Genomic DNA, 16,198 nt, shown 5'->3' with positions numbered 1-16,198 from the left:
GGAAGGTAGACCGGGCCCGCCGCCGGAACTCATCGGACCCGCGACGGGGCCCCGCGCCTCACCCCACTGCTTCGAACCGCCACCGGTGCACGGCCCGGGTGATCAGGGCGGCGTCGGGCTCGGGGAGTTCGGGGAGGTCGTCCCCGTACGAGGCGTCCGGCCACCAGGTCATCACGAGCACCCGGTCCTGCGGCGCCCGCAGCAGTTCGCGGCGGGCGGGCTCGCGGGACAGCTCGGCGGACCGGGCGCGGGCCCACTCCAGAAGCTCGCCGCCCCGGCCCTCCACGGCCCGGGCCTCCCACATCAGGACGATGGTCGCGTCGCCGCTCATGAGTACAGGTTGTCCTTGCTGATCTCGTGCACGTGATCGTGGTCGTGGGAGTGCGCGTGCGCGTGGGTGTGCGCGGTCCCCGGCACGTGCGGCTCCGTCACCGGCAGCGAGGAGTCGGCCGACAGCTCCAGGTCGGAGGGGAGCCGGTTGCGGGCGACCATCTCCGCGCCGAGCGCCGCGACCATCGCACCGTTGTCGGTGCAGAGCTTCGGGCGGGGCACCCGCAGCCGGATCCCGGCCCGCTCGCACCGCTCCTGGGCCAGGGCGCGCAGCCGGGAGTTGGCCGCGACCCCGCCGCCGATCATCAGGTGGTCGACGCCCTCGTCCTTGCAGGCCCGGACGGCCTTTCGGGTGAGCACGTCCACCACGGCCTCCTGGAAGGACGCCGCCACATCCCGTACGGGCACCTCCTCGCCCGCCGCGCGCTTCGCCTCGATCCAGCGCGCCACCGACGTCTTCAGACCGGAGAAGGAGAAGTCGTACGGGGCGTCGCGCGGGCCGGTCAGACCACGCGGGAACGCGATGGCCTTCGGGTCGCCCTCCTTCGCGAGCCGGTCGATCACGGGCCCGCCGGGGAAGCCCAGATTCAGCACCCGGGCGATCTTGTCGAAGGCCTCGCCCGCCGCGTCGTCGATCGTCGCGCCGAGCGGGCGGACGTCGGCGGTGATGTCGGGGGCCAGGAGCAGCGACGAGTGGCCGCCGCTGACCAGCAGGGCCATCGTCGGCTCGGGCAGCGGGCCGTGTTCCAGCTGGTCGACGCAGATGTGCGAGGCGAGGTGGTTGACCCCGTAGAGCGGCTTGCCGAGGGCGTACGCGTACGCCTTGGCGGCCGAGACGCCGACGAGCAGGGCTCCGGCGAGCCCGGGTCCCGAGGTGACGGCGATCCCGTCGAGGTCGCGGGCGCTGACGCCCGCCTCCTTCAGGGCGCGCTCGATGGTGGGGACCATCGCCTCCAGGTGGGCGCGGGAGGCGATCTCCGGGACGACGCCGCCGAAGCGGGCGTGGGTGTCGACGCTGGAGGCGACGGCGTCGGCGAGCAGGGTCGTGCCGCGCACGATGCCGACGCCGGTCTCGTCGCAGGAGGTCTCGATGCCGAGTACGAGGGGTTCGTCGGCAGCCATCATTCAGTCCCGGTCTCTGGTGCGTTGTCCGTCGCGTGTTCGTGCAGGGTGAGGCGCATGACCAGGGCGTCGATGTTCCCCGGCTGGTAGTAGCCGCGCCGGAAGCCGATGGGCTCGAAGCCGAAGCGCTCGTACAGCTTCTGCGCGCGGGTGTTGTCGACCCGGACCTCCAGCAGCACGGTGGCGCATTCGAAGGCGGTCGCGGCCTTCAGCAGGTCGCTGAGGAGCTCGGAGCCGAGGCCGGTGCCCCAGGCCTCGCGGCTGACCGCGATGGTCTGGACGTCGGAGAGGTCGCCGAGGGCGGCGAGCCCCGCGTATCCGACGATACGCCCGGTGGCGGGCTCCTCGGCGACGACGTAGTGGCGGGTGGCGCCGGGGCCGCGGGCGTGGGCCAGCTCGGACCAGAACATGCCGGGCGACCAGGCGTCGTCCGGGAACAGCGCGTGTTCGAGCTCCAGCACCGGTTCGATGTCCCACCAGCGCATCTCGCGCAGGACGGCGGTGGCGGCGCTCACTTGGGGGTGACCACCTTGTAGTTCTTCGGGACCTGGGCGTCGGGCCGGCGCAGATAGAGCGGCTGCGGCTCCAGCAGCTCCTGTCCGGCGGCAAGCCGCTCGGCGGCGAGCGCGGCGAGCGCCCCGGCGGAGACGTGCTCGGGGCCGCGCCGGTCCGGGAAGGACTCCGGGTAGAGCACCGCTCCCGCACCGACGACGGGGAGCCCGGCGACGGCCTGGGCGATGTCGGCGGGCCGGTCGACGGCGGGTTCGCCCGTACGGGTGCGGGCGTCCTCGTACCGGGCCCAGTACACCTCCTTGCGGCGGGCGTCCGTCGCCACGACGAAGGGGCCCTCCAGGCCGTCCTGCCCCGCGGCGTACGCGATCCCGTCCAGGGTGCACACCCCGTGGACCGGTACGGAGAGGGCGGAGCCGAAGGTGGCCGCGGTGACCAGGCCGACGCGCAGGCCGGTGTACGGACCGGGGCCGACGCCGACGACCACGCCCGTCACGGCGTCGAGCTTCGTCCCGGCCTCGGCGAGGACCCGGTCGACGGCGGGCAGCAGCAGCTCCCCGTGCCTGCGGGCGTCGACCTGTCCGGAGGAGGCGATGACGGACGTGCCGTCGTGCAGGGCGACGGTGACGGCGGGCGTGGCGGTATCCATGGCGAGCAAGAGCACAGCAAACAGCCTACGGCTCCGCCGACGGCGTTACGGCGCCCGTACGGCGTCCCGGCCCTCACCCGTGCTGCTGCTACCGTCACCGGGTATCCGGCGGGTACGACGTAAACGCTTGTACGACATGCGGCAGACGGCCGCCGAAAGGGGAGTTCAGGTGGCAAGGAGCAGCTCGGGAATCGTGGCCGGGCTCACCGCCGCGGCGGTCGCCGCGGTCGCCTTCCTCGCTTACCAGGCCTCGGCCAACGCCCCCGACTCGGTGGCCTCCTCGCCCGGGCCCAAGGCCTCCGCCACGGCCCCGGCCAAGCCCACCGCCAAGCCGAAGCCGGCCGACCCGCTGGCGGTCCCGGCGGCGTCCGGCACGGGCGAGCGTGTCGTGTACGCGCTGAAGGACCGCCGGGTGTGGCTGGTCAACGAGGACGAGAAGTCGATCCGGACCTTCACCGTCATGCCGAGCCCCGTCAGCCCGCCGCCCGGGGTCCACAAGGTCACCTCGCGCTCGGGCACGGTCCAGGGCTCGGACGGCGTCCCGATCGAGCACGTGGTCCGCTTCGCGAACGTCGACGAGGTGGCGATCGGCTTCAGCGCCGCGCAGGACGGCTCGATGGCCAGCCCGGACCCGACGTCGAAGACCGGCGGCGTACGGATGAAGCGCGCGGACGGCAACGCGATGTGGACCTTCGCGACGGTCGGCGCGAAGGTCGTCGTCGTCCCGTAACCGCCGGGCGTCCTCTAGGCCGCGTGGCGCCGGAAGGCGTCTGGGTGGCCGCCCCCGTCCCGGTCCGCCGCGCCGGAGGCTTCGCAGGCCCCCGTGGTGTCGCTCGGCGGGGTCGAGACCGCGGTGGCCGCGGCGCACGAGGCCAGCAGGTCTTTCATCGACAGGGCGGACGGAGTCGGTCGCGGCTGCGGTCGCGCTGCGCGCTCGGGCGTCGGCATGGATGCCTCCTGGGGGCTCCGGTGGAGGGCGCGGTTAGGTAAGCCTAACCACACCTCGCACCCATGTGACCATGACCACGGTCTCCCGCGCAACAATTTACCGACGCCCTGTCGGGAAGGCCACCCCGGGGCGTTACGCCAGCGTCTCCCGCAGCCCCGCCCAGCGCGCCCCGATGCCCACCAGGGTCACCTCGCGCCGCTCGTCGTCGGTGTCACCGGTCGCGCGGTCGATGACGACCCGCAGCCGGTCCTCCGAGAGCGCCTCGACCTTGCCGTCGCCCCACTCCACGACCACCACCGACTCGGGCAGCGACACGTCCAGGTCCAGGTCCTCCATCTCGTCGAGCCCGCCGCCCAGGCGGTACGCGTCGACGTGGACCAGGGCCGGGCCCTGGACCAGCGAGGGGTGGACGCGGGCGATGACGAAGGTGGGCGAGGTGACCGCGCCGCGCACGCCGAGGCCTTCGCCGAGGCCCCGGGTCAGGGTGGTCTTCCCGGCGCCCAGCTCGCCCGTGAGCATCACGAGGTCGCCGGGGGCCAGCACCCGGGCGAGGCGGCGGCCCAGGTCCTGCATCTGTTCGGGGGAGGTGACGGTGAGCGTCACGGTGACGGCCTCGGGCAGAGACCCGGCGGCCTCGGGCAGAGACCCGGCGGCGTCGGGCACGGCCCCCACGGCGTCGGGGTCGGTCGCCCCGGCGGGCTCGGGAACGGTCTCAGCGGCCGGGCTGTTGTGCGGTGCTTCCATGTCCGCCAACGTTAGCGGCCGGCACCGTGCCGCTGCGTACGAGCAGGTCGGCCAGCCGGTCCGTGACGGTCTCCGGGTGCTCCAGCATCACCAGGTGCCCGGCGTCCGGCACGATCACCAGCTCGGCGTCGGGCAGGACGTCCGCGATGGCCTCGCTGTGCGAGCTGGGCGTCACCAGGTCCTTGTCCCCGGCCAGGATCAGCACGGGCACGTCACGGAACCCGGGCAGCGCGCCGCTCTTGTCGTGCTCGGTGAACGCCGGGTAGAACTCGGCGACCACATCGATCGGGGTGGCCTCGATCAGCCGCTCCGCGAACCGGGCGACCGCCGGGTCCACGTCCTTCGAGCCGAACGAATACCGCTTGATCAGCCCGGCGAAGAGGTCCGCGGTGGCCCGCCGCCCCTTCTCCACCAGCTCCGCCTGCGAGCCGAGCGCCTTCAGCACGCCCGGCAGCACCCGGCGCACCGCGTTCACGCCCGCCACCGGCAGCCCGAAGTTGACCTCGCCGAGCTTGCCGCTGGAGGTGCCGATCAGGGCGACGGCGGCGACCCGGTCCCGGATCAGCGCCGGGTACTGGTCGGCCAGCGCCATCATCGTCATGCCGCCCATGGAGTGCCCGGCCAGCACCACCGGGCCCTCGGGGGCCGCCGCGTCGATGACCGCCTTCAGATCGCGGCCGAGCTGGTCGATGCCGACCGGCACGCCGTCCGCCTGGGACCGCCCGCGCCCGGAGCGGCCGTGGCTGCGCTGGTCCCAGTAGACGGCGCGGACGAGGCCGCGCAGGGCGGCCCGCTGGAAGTGCCAGGAGTCCTGGCCGAGGCAGTAGCCGTGGCTGAAGACGACGGTGACCGGGGCGGGGGCCTTGCGCCCGAAGAGCCGGCGGCGACGGGAGCCGGACGCGCCGTCGTCGGCGGTCGTCGGCGCCACCTCCACCTCGTCGATCTCGTAGTACAGCTCGGTGCCGTCGTCGGCGACGGCCCGGCCCGGCGTGCCGCGCAGCGAGCCGTAGGGCCCGGTCGCGTCCAGCGCGAGGCGGGCCTTCTTGCGCATGCCGCGCCCGACGGTGAGCCGCTCGACGGCGACCCCGGCCGCCGCACCGGCGGCGAGCACCCCTATCGCGGCCCCGGCGATCCCGGCCCGCCGCCAGTTCGCCGCCCCGGCCGCTCCTGCCACGTTCGCGGTCGCGGCCACCACGGCCTCCGCGCTGCTCTCGCTCACCGCGGCACGCCCCCGGTCACCTCGTCGGCCGTCTCGTTCACGTACACGCGGGGCACCCGGGCGCCGATGCGGGTGACGATCTCGTACGCGATGGTGCCGGCGGCCTCCGCCCAGTCCTGCGCGGTCGGCTCGCCCCGGTCGCCCGGCCCGAACAGCACCGCCTCCGCGCCCGCCTCGGGCCGGTCGCCTTCGAGGTCGACGACGAACTGGTCCATGGCGACGCGGCCCGCGACCGTGCGCACCTTCCCGCCGACCAGGACGGGCCCGCTTCCCGACGCGTGGCGCGGGACGCCGTCCGCGTAGCCGACGGGGATCAGGCCGAGGGTCGTGTCGGCGGGAGTCGTGTAGTGGTGGCCGTAGCTGACGCCGTGTCCGGCCGGGGCGTCCTTGACCAGGGCGACGGCCGCGGCGAGCGTCATCACCGGGCGCAGCCCGAGCTCGGCGGATGTGCCCAGCTCGGGGGCGGGCGAGATGCCGTACATCGCGATGCCGGTCCGGACGAGGTCGAAGTGCGCCTCGGGGATCGTGAGCGTGGCCGGGGAGTTGGCCAGGTGCCGCACCTCGGGCTCCACGCCCTCCTTCTCGGCGTACGCCACCAGGTCGCGGTAGACGGCGAGCTGGGCGGCGATCGAGGGGTGGCCGGGCTCGTCGGCACAGGCGAAGTGGGACCAGAGTCCGGTGATCCGGAGGTGCCCGGCCCGTTCGGCGTCGCGGGCCGCGCCGACCAGTTCGGGCCAGTCGGCGGGCTGGCAGCCGCCCCGGCCGAGGCCGGTGTCCGCCTTGAGCTGGACGCGGGCCGGGCGGCCGGCGGCCTGGGCGGCGGCGACGATCTCGCGCAGCGCCCACATACCGCCGGCCGACACGTCGATGTCGGCCTCGATCGCCTCGCGCCAGGGCCCGCCGGGCGTCCACAGCCAGCACATGATCCGGCCGTCGAGTCCGGCCGCCCGCAGCGCGAGCGCCTCGTGCGGGGTGGCGGTGCCGAGCCAGGCCGCCCCGGCCGCCCGCGCGGCCCGCGCGCAGGGCACCGCGCCGTGCCCGTAACCGTCGGACTTCACGACGGCCATGAGCTGCGCACCGGCCGCCCGCTCGCGCAGGACGCGCACATTGGCGCGCAGCGCGGCGAGGTCGATCTCGGCACGGGCTCTCAGGGACGCTGTCTCGTTCATCGCGCCCAGTGTCTCAGAGGCGTCGGCCGCGTCCCCGGCAGCGCACGCCGGTATCCGGACTTATGTACGTTTCATCACATGCTTGAGGTGGTCGACCAGCACGGGCACATGGCTGTCGGCGACGTCCTTGGCGGCGGTGACCAGGGTGACGGGCCCGCCGTCCCGCACCAGTCCCACCAGCCGTTCGACCGCCTCCGTGTGCGCGGTGTCGTCCAGTTCGGCGCGGTAGCGCTCGACGAACTCCTCGTGCCGGCCGGTGCGGTCGTGGTGGTACCAGGAGCGCAGCTCGTTCGAGGGCGTGAGGTCCTTGAGCCATACGTCGACGGCGGCCCGCTCCTTGGAGACGCCCCGGGGCCAGAGCCGGTCGACCAGCACCCGGGTGCCGTCGCCGTCCTCGACCGGGTCGTAGGCCCTGCGTACGCGTACGGGTTCACTCACGCTCCCACCATCGCCCGGCCTCACCCCGCCCGCACGTCACGCCAGGCCGCCGGGATGCCGTCGGCGACGTCCTGCGCGGAGACCGGGGCCCCGTCGGAGGCGTGCCGGGCGGCGAGCCCGTGCAGATAGGCGCCCACGGACGCGGCGTCGCGCGGGGCGAGCCCGCCCGCGAGCAGGGAGCCGGTGAGACCGGAGAGGACATCGCCGCTGCCCGCCGTGGCGAGGTAGGCCGTGCCGGTCGGGTTGACCCGGACGGGGGTGTCGCGGGCCTCCGCGATCAGGGTGGTGGAGCCCTTGAGGAGCACGGTGGCGCGGTAGCGGGCGGCCAGTTCGCGCACAGCGGTGAGCCGCCCGGACTCGACCTCCTCCCGGGCCGTGCCGAGCAGCGCGGCGGCCTCCCCCGCGTGCGGGGTGAGGACAGTCGGGGCGGTCCTGGTCCGTACGGTCTCGGCGTCCAGCAGCCGCAGCCCGTCCGCGTCGACGAGCACGGGCACGTCGGCGGCGAGCACATCGGCGACGGCGGCCTCGGCCTGCCGCCCGTCCCCGAGCCCCGGCCCGACCACCCAGGCCTGCACCCGCCCGGCCTTCGACGGCGGCCCGGCGTGCACCAGCGCCTCGGGGAACCGGGCGATCACCGCGTCCGCGCCCGGTCCGACGTACCGCACGGCCCCGGCCCCGCCGCGCAGCGCGCCCGCGACGGCGAGGACGGCGGCGCCCGGGTAGCGCTCGGACCCGGCGACGACGCCGACGACACCGCGCCGGTACTTGTCGCTCTCCGCACCCGGCACCGGCAGCAGCGCGGCCACGTCCGCGTACTGGAGCGCCTCCAGGTCCGGCGGCTCCGGCAGCTCAGGGCCGAGCCCGATGTCCACCAGCCGCAGGGCGCCCGCGTGTTCGGCGGCCGGATCGATGAGGAGGCCCGGCTTGTACGTCCCGAAGGTGACGGTGGCGTCCGCCCGGACGGCCTCGCCGTGCACCTCCCCGGTGTCGGCCTCGACCCCGCTCGGCAGGTCGACGGAGATCACCGGCGTACGGTCCCGGGTCACCGTGTGCACCAGCTCCGTGGCGTCCTCGCGCAGCCCGCCGCGCCCGCCGATCCCGGTGATGCCGTCCACGACGAGATCGAGCACGCCGAGCCCGTCCGGCCCGTCGACGACCTGGCCCCCGGCGGCACGGAACGCGGCGAGCCCGCCGGGGTGGGCCCGGTCGGGGGCGAGCAGCAGGGCGCGCACGCCCGCGCCCCGGCGGGCGAGGCGGGCGCCCGCGTACAGCGCGTCGCCGCCGTTGTCGCCGCTGCCGACGAGGAGCAGGACCCGGGACCCGTACACCCGCCCGTTGCGCCGCAGCAGATCGCCGCAGGCGGCGGCGAGCCCGGCGGCGGCGCGCTGCATCAGGGCGCCCTCGGGCAGGCGTTGCATGAGGGCGGCCTCGGCGGCCCGTACGGTCTCCACGCTGTAGGCACGTCGCATGGGTCCAACCCTCCGCGATCACGGGGCCGGACGCCAGCGCCGTGGGGCGTGGCGAGCCGGACTCCCGCTCCGTTGGGCGTGGCGGGGCCATCGGGGCGGACTGCTCACCCCTCCGCGATGACCACCGCCGACGCGACCCCCGCGTCATGGCTGAGCGAGACGTGCCAGCCCCGTACGCCCAGTTCGGCGGCGCGGGCCGCCACCGTGCCGCTGACCCGCAGCCGGGGCTGCCCGCTCTTTTCGACCCAGACCTCCGCGTCGCTCCAGAGCAGCCCGCCCGGTGCGCCGAGCGCCTTGGCCAGGGCCTCCTTCGCGGCGAACCGGGCGGCGAGCGAGGCGGTCCCGCGCCGCTCGCCGCTCGGCAGTGTCAGCTCACTGCCGACGAAGAGCCGTTCGGCCAGCTGGGGCGTACGCTCCAGCGCCGCGCCGAAGCGCTCGATCTCGGCCACGTCGATGCCGACCCCAATGATCACGGCCCCCACCCTCGTTCGCTCACTTGCTCACTCGCTCACTCCACGGTCACGGACTTCGCCAGGTTGCGCGGCTGGTCCACTTCGTTGCCGCGCGCCGTCGCGAGCTCGCAGGCGAAGACCTGGAGCGGCACGGTGGCGACCAGCGGCTGAAGCAGCGTAGGCGTTGCCGGGACGGTGATGAGGTGGTCGGCGTACGGGAGGACGGCGTCGTCGCCCTCCTCGGCGACGACGATCGTGAGCGCGCCCCGGGCCCGGATCTCCTGGATGTTGGAGACGATCTTGTCGTGGAGGACGGAACGCCCGCGCGGTGAGGGGACGATGACGACGACCGGGAGGCCCTCCTCGATGAGCGCGATGGGCCCGTGCTTGAGCTCGCCCGCCGCGAACCCCTCGGCGTGCATGTAGGCGAGTTCCTTGAGCTTGAGCGCGCCTTCGAGGGCGACCGGGTAGCCGACGTGGCGTCCGACGAAGAGGACGGTGTCGTGGTGGGCGAGGGAGCGGGCCAGTTCACGGACGGGCTCCATGGTGGAGAGCACGCTCTCCACCTCGGCGGAGATCGCGGAGAGCTGGCGGACGACCGTGCGGATCTCGTCGCCCCATTTCGTGCCGCGCACCTGGCCGAGGTAGAGGGCGACGAGGTAGCAGGCGACGAGCTGGGTGAGGAAGGCCTTGGTGGAGGCGACGGCGACCTCGGGCCCCGCGTGCGTGTAGAGCACGGCATCGGATTCGCGCGGGATCGTCGACCCATTCGTATTACAGATGGCGAGCACCTTCGCGCCCTGTTCTCGGGCGTGCCGCAGGGCCATCAGGGTGTCCATGGTCTCGCCGGACTGGGAGATGGCGACGACGAGGGTGCGCTGGTCGAGGATCGGGTCGCGGTAGCGGAACTCGCTGGCCAGCTCGGTCTCGCAGGGCAGCCGGGTCCAGTGCTCGATGGCGTACTTGGCGATCATCCCGGCGTGGAACGCGGTCCCGCAGGCGACGATGACGACCTTGTCGACCTCGCGCAGTTCGACGTCCGGGATGCGGACCTCGTCGAGGTGGAGCGCGCCCTCGCCGTCCACGCGGCCGAGGAGGGTGTCGGCGACGGCCTGGGGCTGGTCGGCGATCTCCTTGAGCATGAAGGAGGCGTAGCCGCCCTTCTCGGCGGCGGAGGCGTCCCAGTCGACGTGGTACTCCCGCACGTCCGCGGGCTCCCCGTCGAACCCGGTGACGGTGACGCCCTCGGGGCTCAGCTCGACGACCTGGTCCTGGCCCAGCTCGATCGCGGAGCGGGTGTGGGCGATGAAGGCGGCGACGTCGGAGGCGAGGAACCACTCGTCCTGGCCGACGCCCACGACGAGCGGGGAGTTGCGCCGCGCGCCGACGACGACGTCCGGCTGGTCCGCGTGGACGGCGACGAGGGTGAAGGCCCCCTCCAGCCGTCGGCACACCTCCCGCATGGCGTCCGCGAGGTCCCCGCCCGCCGAGAACGCCTCGGCCAGCAGATGCCCGACGACCTCGGTGTCCGTCTCCGACTCCAGGGCGTGCCCGCGCCCGGTCAGCTCCCGCCGCAGGGCCGCGAAGTTCTCGATGATCCCGTTGTGCACGACGGCGACCCGGCCCGCGTTGTCCAGATGCGGATGGGCGTTGACGTCGGTCGGCGCCCCGTGCGTCGCCCACCGGGTGTGCCCGATCCCGGTCCGCCCGGCCGGCAGCGGCCGCTGCCCCAGCTCCTTCTCCAGATTGACGAGCTTGCCCGCCTTCTTCGCGGCGGCGAGCCCGCCGTCCGCGAGCACGGCGACACCCGCCGAGTCGTAGCCCCGGTATTCGAGGCGCTTGAGTCCCGCGACGACGACGTCCTGCGCCGACTGCATACCGACATAACCCACGATTCCGCACATAGCGGCACCATAAGGCCGGAGGCGGCTCGCGGGAGGAATGTTGGTCACATACAATTTCTTGTACATGCCCCACATGGCACTGGACGCACGACGGGAGGGCCGGACATGTCGGTGACCCAGATCGACATAGACGATGAAGCTCTGGAGCGGGCGATGGCCCTGTCCAAGGCCCGCACGAAGAAGGAGACCGTCAACATCGCCCTGCGCTTCTACGCGGAGCAGCAGGAGCGGGCGGCACGCATCAGCCGACACTTCGATCGCGCGCGGACGTGGGGTGCGGTCGAGGACGCCGAGCGGCGGCACCGGGCGGAGAAGGACGGGCAGTGATCTACCTGCTCGACACGTCGGGCCTCGTACGGCTGCTCTCCGACCCCGCCCTCCCAGTGGCATGGTCCGATGCCATCGAGGCCGGGGCAATCGCCTCCTGCTATCCGCAGCGGGCGGAGTTCCTGTACGGCGCGCGGAACGCGCGCGAGTACGACGAGATCGTGGAGATGTTCACCGACCTCTACCCGGACGTCTCCGTGCCCAGGAGCGCAGGACGCTGGATCACGTCGGTCCAGCACCGCATGGCCCGTGCCGGGCAGCACCGCAGCGCCTCAGCGGTGGACCTGATCATCGCGGCCACAGCGGCCCACCATGGACTGACGGTCCTTCATGACGACCTCGATTACCGCACGGTCGCCCGGCACGCCCCGGATCTGGACGAACACAGCGTCCACGACGTGGCCTGAGCCTCCGGTGCGGGCCCGTACGAGGTCCCGCACCGGAGCGGAGTCGGACTCACCCCGTCAGGAGCAGTACTGCGCCTCCTTGCCGATCGACCGGTACATGCAGTCCGCGTTCTCGATCAGCTGCAGTACCGCGTCCCGGTTGCGGGAGGTCTCGCGCTCGATGACCTCGTCGGGCGGGTAGAAGCCGCCGCCGGAGGCCGAGCGCGGGTACATCTCGAAGGTGTAGCCGAAGATCTTCTGCGAGCCCCACAGCCAGTCGTCGATCGACCCGTCGGTGATGTACAGGTCGCTGGACTGCTCGGCGGTGTAGCCGTTGCTCGCCGCCATCTTCTGGCCGACGGCCGCGAACGCGTTGCGGTCGTCGGCGGTCATGCCGGGGGCGGTGTCGTTGTACGTGTAGCCGAAGGGCCACAGCACCAGTTCGCTGTACGTGTGGAAGTCGATGGCCGCCGTGATCTGCTGCTTGCCGCCGACCACCCGGCTGCGCACGAAGTCCGCCACGACCTTCGTCTCGGGCGCGGACTCGGCGGCCCGGCCGCGGTAGGTGTCCGACGACGGGCTGGAGGAGGAGCCGCCGCAGCAGCCCCACTTGTAGGCCCAGTTGCGGTTGAGGTCGGTGCCGATCGCGCTGGAGCCGGAGTTGGGCTGCCGGTTCTTGCGCCAGCTGCGGTACGAGCCGGAGGCGATGTCGTACTCGCCGCCGTCCGGGTTCATGTCCGGCACGATCCACAGCTCGCGGCCGTTGACCGCCTGCGTGATCCGGGAGTCGGAGCCGTAACCGGCGGTCAACTCGCGGAGCAGGTAGAGCGACATCTCCACGGTGAGGTGCTCGCGCGCGTGCTGGTGGGCGGTGAACAGGACCTCGGGTTCGGCCTCGTCGGTGCCCACGTTGTCGCTGACCTTGACCGCGATGATGTCCCGGCCCTGGTACGTCTTGCCGATGACCCGCTTGCTCATGATCGAGGGGTTCGCGGCGATGCGTGCGTCGATCGCCGCCGTCATCTCGGCGTAGTTGTGGTAGCGGGAGTCGGCGGGCGGGAAGTCCTGCACGCCGACGTCCTCCGCCCCGTGCGCGTGCGCATGGGCGTCGGGTGCGGGCAGGGCCTCCAGGGTGTGCCCGCGCGCCCGCAGCTTCTTGGCCTGCGCGGCGTCCGCGGTGATCACGATGCCGTGGTCGTGCACCTCGTCGATCGAGACGCCCGCGCGGGCGATGTCGGTGCGGGCGGCGGGGGTGGTGCGCCCGGTGATCTCGTACTGGAGCACCCGCTCGTCGGCGGCGACGGCCGCGTTCGGGGCGGAGGGCTCGGCGGTGGCCACGGCGGTCGCGGGGGCCGCGAGGCCGAGGGCGAGCAGAACGGCTAGGGCGGCGTTGCGGCGGGTCCTCGCCGGCCGGGTTCTCGGCCGGGAGGTCCGTGGGGTGACAAGTCGCATGCTGGCGTCTCCTGGGTCCGTCGGGGTGGGGGGTGGAGCTGTGCGACGGGCACAGGATGGATTCATGTCATGAGCGGGTCAAGGCGGGGATTCCGGCCATCGCGCCCCTTGTGGCCGAAGGGGAAACGACAGGCAAATGGTGCGGGGAGACCGGGAGGACCGCGCGGGGAGATCAGGTAGACCGCGCGGGGAGACCGGGAAGAAGGGACGTCGGGCCCACCCGCCTACTCCCCCAGCTTCCGCCGCAGCGCCGCCCGCTCCGGCTCGGTGCCCGTCGCCTCCAGCGCCGCCCGGTACGCCACCGCCGCCTCCCCCTCCCGCCCCAGTCGGGTCAGCAGATCCCCCCGGGCCAGCGCGTACGGCGGGTACGCGCGCAGCCTCGGCTCCCCCGCCAGCGCGTCCAGCAGCGCGAGCCCGGCCCCCGGCCCGTCCCGCATCGCCACCGCCACGGCGCGGTTCACCGCCACCACGGGGGACGGCGTGAGGGCGAGCAGCACGTCGTACAGGGCCACGATCTGCGCCCAGTCCGTGGACTCCACGTCCGCCGCCTCGTCGTGCAGGGCGGCGACGGCCGCCTGCACCCCGTAGGGCCCGGCCGGTCCGCCGGTCAGCGCCCGGACCGCCAGGTCACGGCCCTCCTCGATCATCGCCCGGTCCCAGCGCCCCCGGTCCTGCTCCTCCAGGAGCACCGGCTCGCCCTCGGGGCCCGTCCGCGCGTCGCGCCGGGCGTGGACGAGGAGCAGCAGCGCGAGGAGCCCGGCGGCCTCCCGTTCGGCGGGCAGCAGGCGGTGCAGTATCCGGGCGAGGCGGACCGCCTCCTCCGCCAGGTCGAGCCGCTGGAGACGGGGGCCGGAGCTGGCCGCGTACCCCTCCGTGAACACCGAGTACACGACCTGGAGCACCCCGGGCAGCCGCTCCGGCAGTTCACCGGGTCCGGGCACCCGGAACGGGATCCGGGCCTCGCGGATCTTCTTCTTCGCCCGCACGATGCGCTGGGCCATGGTCGCCGTGGGTACGAGGAAGGCGCGGGCCACCTCCGGTGTGGTGAGGCCGGCGAGGCAGCGCAGGGTGAGGGCGGCACGGTCCTCGGCGGCGAGGGCCGGGTGGGCGCAGGTGAAGAACAACTGGAGCCGTTCGTCCGGCAGTTCACCGGCCCCGGCGACGTCCGGCGGGGGCGGGAGAGCCTCGTCCCGTTCCGCGTCGGCCTGGAGGACGGCGAGCCGGGCCGCGTACGCCTGATCGCGCCGCAGCCGGTCCACGGCCTTGCGCCGCGCGGTCGTCAGCAGCCAGGCCCCCGGGCGGGCGGGGACACCCTCGGCGGGCCACTGCCGCAGGGCCGCCTCGATCGCCTCGGACGTCACCTCCTCGGCCAGGTCGAGGTCCCCGAACCGGCGGGCGAGGGAGGCGAGCAGCAGCCCGCGCTCCTCCCGGAACACCGCCTCGACGGCTTCGGCGGCCCCGCGCCCCTCCCCGCGCGACCCCGGCCCCTCGGCCGCCGCGCCCCCGGGCGTCTCGCCCGCCTCGCCCGCCACCGCTCTCAGGCCCCGAAGTCCGCGACCGGCCGGACGACGACCGCACCGCCGTCGCGCGAGCCGGGACAGCGCGCGGCCCAGTCGAGGGCGGCGTCGAGATCGGGCACGTCGATCACGAGGAACCCGCCCAGCAGCTCCCGCGTCTCGGCGAACGGCCCGTCCGTCACGGTCCGCTCCCCCGTGGGCGAGACCCGCACGGTGGTCGCGGTCACCAGGTCGGCCAGCGACTCCCCGGAGACGTGGATTCCGGCGTCGCGCACGGCCTTGTCGTACGCCATCCAGTCCTCGACGGTGCATGCGGGCGCGCCGCCCCGCTCGTCGACGGCCCCGCTGTGGATCAGCAGCATGTACTTCATGATCGGCTCCTGTCGCCTGTCGCCTGTCGGGACTCTTGTCCGGTCCCGTGGTCCCAGCCCTCGGGGCTGGCTTACACCATGACGACGAACGGGCCCCGGCCCGATCGACACACCGCCCGCATCTTTTTGCGACGCCCCTTCCGCACCGGCGGCGGCAGCCGGAGCGCGGGCCTTCCTGCCCGAGCTCTGGCCGAATCAAGGTGGTCGTCGCGCATGGATCGGGAATTACGCTCGGTGTGCCCGAGCTGGACGTGAAGCTTCCCCGGGCACGATCGGCAGGAGGAGCTGTCTCATGCGTATCGGTTTCACACTTCCGCAGTTCGGGGCGATGGCACACCAGGTCGATCAAGTGCCGGAATTCGCGCGGCAGGCAGAGCGTCTCGGAGCGGACAGCCTCTGGGTCGGCGACCGGCTGCTCGCCCCCGTCCGGCCGACCGTCGGTTACGCGGGAACGGGCACCATCCCGCCGGAATTCAACAGCCGCCTCGACCCCTTCGCGCTGATGACCATCGCCGCCACCGCGACCGAACGGCCGCTCATCGGCAGCAACGTACTGAACGCCCCCTGGTATCCCCCGGCCCTGCTGGAGCGGTCCCTCACCACCATCGATCTGCTCAGCAACGGGCGGCTGCTCGCGGGCCTCGGCATCGGCTGGTCACCCGAGGAGTACCAGGCAGTCGGCGTCCCCATGGACCAGCGGGGCGCCCGGCTGGACGAGTGCCTCGACGCCCTGGATTCGCTGTGGACCACCGATCCCGCCGAGTACCAGGGCCGTTACTGGACCGTTCCGGCCACCCGAGCCGCCCTCCGGCCGGCCCGGCAGCCGCGACCGCCGGTCTATCTGGGTGGATGGGCCCCCGCCGCCATGAGAAGGGTCGCCCGCCGCGCCGACGGGTGGCTGCCCGTGGCCGTGCCCGGCGGCGGTGCGTTCGACGCCTCAGCCATCAACGGCCCACTGGCGCGGATCCGCGAACTCGCGGAGGGCTACGGACGCGAGCCCGGCGCCATCGACACCGTGTTGCGCATCAACCCGACGGCGACGGCTTCGCTGGACGACATCGTCACCACAATCGCCCGTACAGCAGGAGAAACCGACATCGACCACGTCTTCGTCGACCTGATGTACATCGCCGGAGATGGCGACCACGCCCTGGAACTGGCGGAGAAAGTCCTCAGCGCGGCCCGCTGAG

General features: G+C 73.5%; 19 protein-coding genes. 4 read left to right on the top strand and 15 right to left on the bottom strand.

Translation table 11 applies throughout. The features are described from left to right. Positions 1-58: 58 nt before the first annotated feature. The 4 genes from WQO_RS21680 to tsaB are packed head-to-tail and all read right to left on the bottom strand — an operon-like array spanning position 59 to position 2,611. Entirely contained in the window at positions 59-331 is a 273-nt protein-coding gene (locus WQO_RS21680; protein WP_010058729.1) for a hypothetical protein, read from the bottom strand. Next, entirely contained in the window at positions 328-1,452 is a 1,125-nt protein-coding gene (gene tsaD, locus WQO_RS21675; RefSeq protein ID WP_029182113.1) for a tRNA (adenosine(37)-N6)-threonylcarbamoyltransferase complex transferase subunit TsaD, read from the bottom strand. The genes WQO_RS21680 and tsaD overlap by 4 nt, the downstream gene beginning before the upstream one ends. Further along, positions 1,452-1,967, bottom strand: a complete 516-nt coding sequence (rimI, locus tag WQO_RS21670; protein ID WP_010058732.1) for a ribosomal protein S18-alanine N-acetyltransferase — start codon at positions 1,965-1,967, stop codon at positions 1,452-1,454. Before rimI ends, tsaD begins: the two co-directional genes overlap by 1 nt. Continuing rightward, on the bottom strand, positions 1,964-2,611 hold the full coding sequence (gene tsaB, locus WQO_RS21665) for a tRNA (adenosine(37)-N6)-threonylcarbamoyltransferase complex dimerization subunit type 1 TsaB (RefSeq protein WP_032748046.1): 648 nt from the start codon (positions 2,609-2,611) through the stop codon (positions 1,964-1,966). Before tsaB ends, rimI begins: the two co-directional genes overlap by 4 nt. Before the next feature lie 136 nt (positions 2,612-2,747). Here tsaB and WQO_RS21660 point away from each other — a divergent pair, with 136 nt between their 5' ends. Further along, the gene (locus WQO_RS21660) at positions 2,748-3,341 is read left to right on the top strand and encodes a hypothetical protein (protein ID WP_050992279.1); all 594 of its coding nucleotides are present in this window, start codon (positions 2,748-2,750) and stop codon (positions 3,339-3,341) included. A 14-nt stretch (positions 3,342-3,355) separates the two neighbouring features. On the opposite strand, the gene WQO_RS21655 is transcribed toward WQO_RS21660, so the two are convergent. From WQO_RS21655 to glmS, 8 genes are all read right to left on the bottom strand, one after another. Beyond that, complete coding sequence (locus WQO_RS21655) at positions 3,356-3,559, bottom strand: hypothetical protein (protein ID WP_010058735.1); 204 nt, start codon at positions 3,557-3,559, stop codon at positions 3,356-3,358. Positions 3,560-3,692: 133 nt separating this feature from the next. Further along, entirely contained in the window at positions 3,693-4,304 is a 612-nt protein-coding gene (gene tsaE, locus WQO_RS21650) for a tRNA (adenosine(37)-N6)-threonylcarbamoyltransferase complex ATPase subunit type 1 TsaE (protein WP_010058736.1), read from the bottom strand. Next, on the bottom strand, positions 4,273-5,523 hold the full coding sequence (locus tag WQO_RS21645; protein WP_010058737.1) for an alpha/beta fold hydrolase: 1,251 nt from the start codon (positions 5,521-5,523) through the stop codon (positions 4,273-4,275). The genes tsaE and WQO_RS21645 overlap by 32 nt, the downstream gene beginning before the upstream one ends. Next, positions 5,520-6,692, bottom strand: a complete 1,173-nt coding sequence (gene alr / locus WQO_RS21640; RefSeq protein WP_010058739.1) for an alanine racemase — start codon at positions 6,690-6,692, stop codon at positions 5,520-5,522. The genes WQO_RS21645 and alr overlap by 4 nt, the downstream gene beginning before the upstream one ends. A gap of 60 nt (positions 6,693-6,752) precedes the next feature. After that, the gene (locus WQO_RS21635) at positions 6,753-7,130 is read right to left on the bottom strand and encodes a DUF488 domain-containing protein (protein WP_010058741.1); all 378 of its coding nucleotides are present in this window, start codon (positions 7,128-7,130) and stop codon (positions 6,753-6,755) included. Positions 7,131-7,150: 20 nt separating this feature from the next. Next, positions 7,151-8,599: an NAD(P)H-hydrate dehydratase gene (locus WQO_RS21630; protein WP_010058742.1), complete on the bottom strand. Its 1,449-nt coding sequence runs from the start codon at positions 8,597-8,599 to the stop codon at positions 7,151-7,153. Positions 8,600-8,703: 104 nt separating this feature from the next. Further along, positions 8,704-9,072, bottom strand: a complete 369-nt coding sequence (locus tag WQO_RS21625; RefSeq protein WP_010058743.1) for a holo-ACP synthase — start codon at positions 9,070-9,072, stop codon at positions 8,704-8,706. Between the two features lie 35 nt (positions 9,073-9,107). Continuing rightward, positions 9,108-10,955: a glutamine--fructose-6-phosphate transaminase (isomerizing) gene (glmS, locus tag WQO_RS21620; RefSeq protein ID WP_029182114.1), complete on the bottom strand. Its 1,848-nt coding sequence runs from the start codon at positions 10,953-10,955 to the stop codon at positions 9,108-9,110. 105 nt (positions 10,956-11,060) lie between these two features. Here glmS and WQO_RS21615 point away from each other — a divergent pair, with 105 nt between their 5' ends. Continuing rightward, on the top strand, positions 11,061-11,282 hold the full coding sequence (locus WQO_RS21615; protein WP_010058745.1) for a type II toxin-antitoxin system VapB family antitoxin: 222 nt from the start codon (positions 11,061-11,063) through the stop codon (positions 11,280-11,282). Further along, positions 11,279-11,689: a PIN domain-containing protein gene (locus tag WQO_RS21610; protein WP_010058746.1), complete on the top strand. Its 411-nt coding sequence runs from the start codon at positions 11,279-11,281 to the stop codon at positions 11,687-11,689. Before WQO_RS21615 ends, WQO_RS21610 begins: the two co-directional genes overlap by 4 nt. A 57-nt stretch (positions 11,690-11,746) precedes the next feature. On the opposite strand, the gene WQO_RS21605 is transcribed toward WQO_RS21610, so the two are convergent. The 3 genes from WQO_RS21605 to WQO_RS21595 form a co-directional block, all read right to left on the bottom strand. Beyond that, positions 11,747-13,120 carry a M14 family metallopeptidase gene (locus WQO_RS21605; RefSeq protein ID WP_010058748.1) on the bottom strand — a complete coding sequence of 458 codons (1,374 nt, stop codon included), beginning with the start codon at positions 13,118-13,120 and terminating at the stop codon, positions 11,747-11,749. Between the two features lie 224 nt (positions 13,121-13,344). Then, positions 13,345-14,652, bottom strand: coding sequence for an RNA polymerase sigma factor (locus tag WQO_RS21600; protein ID WP_010058749.1), 1,308 nt, complete (start codon positions 14,650-14,652; stop codon positions 13,345-13,347). Positions 14,653-14,657: 5 nt separating this feature from the next. Beyond that, entirely contained in the window at positions 14,658-15,008 is a 351-nt protein-coding gene (locus tag WQO_RS21595; RefSeq protein ID WP_010058750.1) for a YciI family protein, read from the bottom strand. A 292-nt stretch (positions 15,009-15,300) separates the two neighbouring features. On the opposite strand from WQO_RS21595, the gene WQO_RS21590 reads away from it, so the two are divergent. Continuing rightward, on the top strand, positions 15,301-16,197 hold the full coding sequence (locus WQO_RS21590) for a TIGR03619 family F420-dependent LLM class oxidoreductase (RefSeq protein ID WP_010058751.1): 897 nt from the start codon (positions 15,301-15,303) through the stop codon (positions 16,195-16,197). Position 16,198 lies beyond the last annotated feature (1 nt).

It is taken from the genome of Streptomyces globisporus C-1027 (assembly GCF_000261345.2).
GTDB classification, from domain to species: domain Bacteria; phylum Actinomycetota; class Actinomycetes; order Streptomycetales; family Streptomycetaceae; genus Streptomyces; species Streptomyces pakalii.
This window is presented reverse-complemented; position numbering and strand designations above follow the sequence as displayed.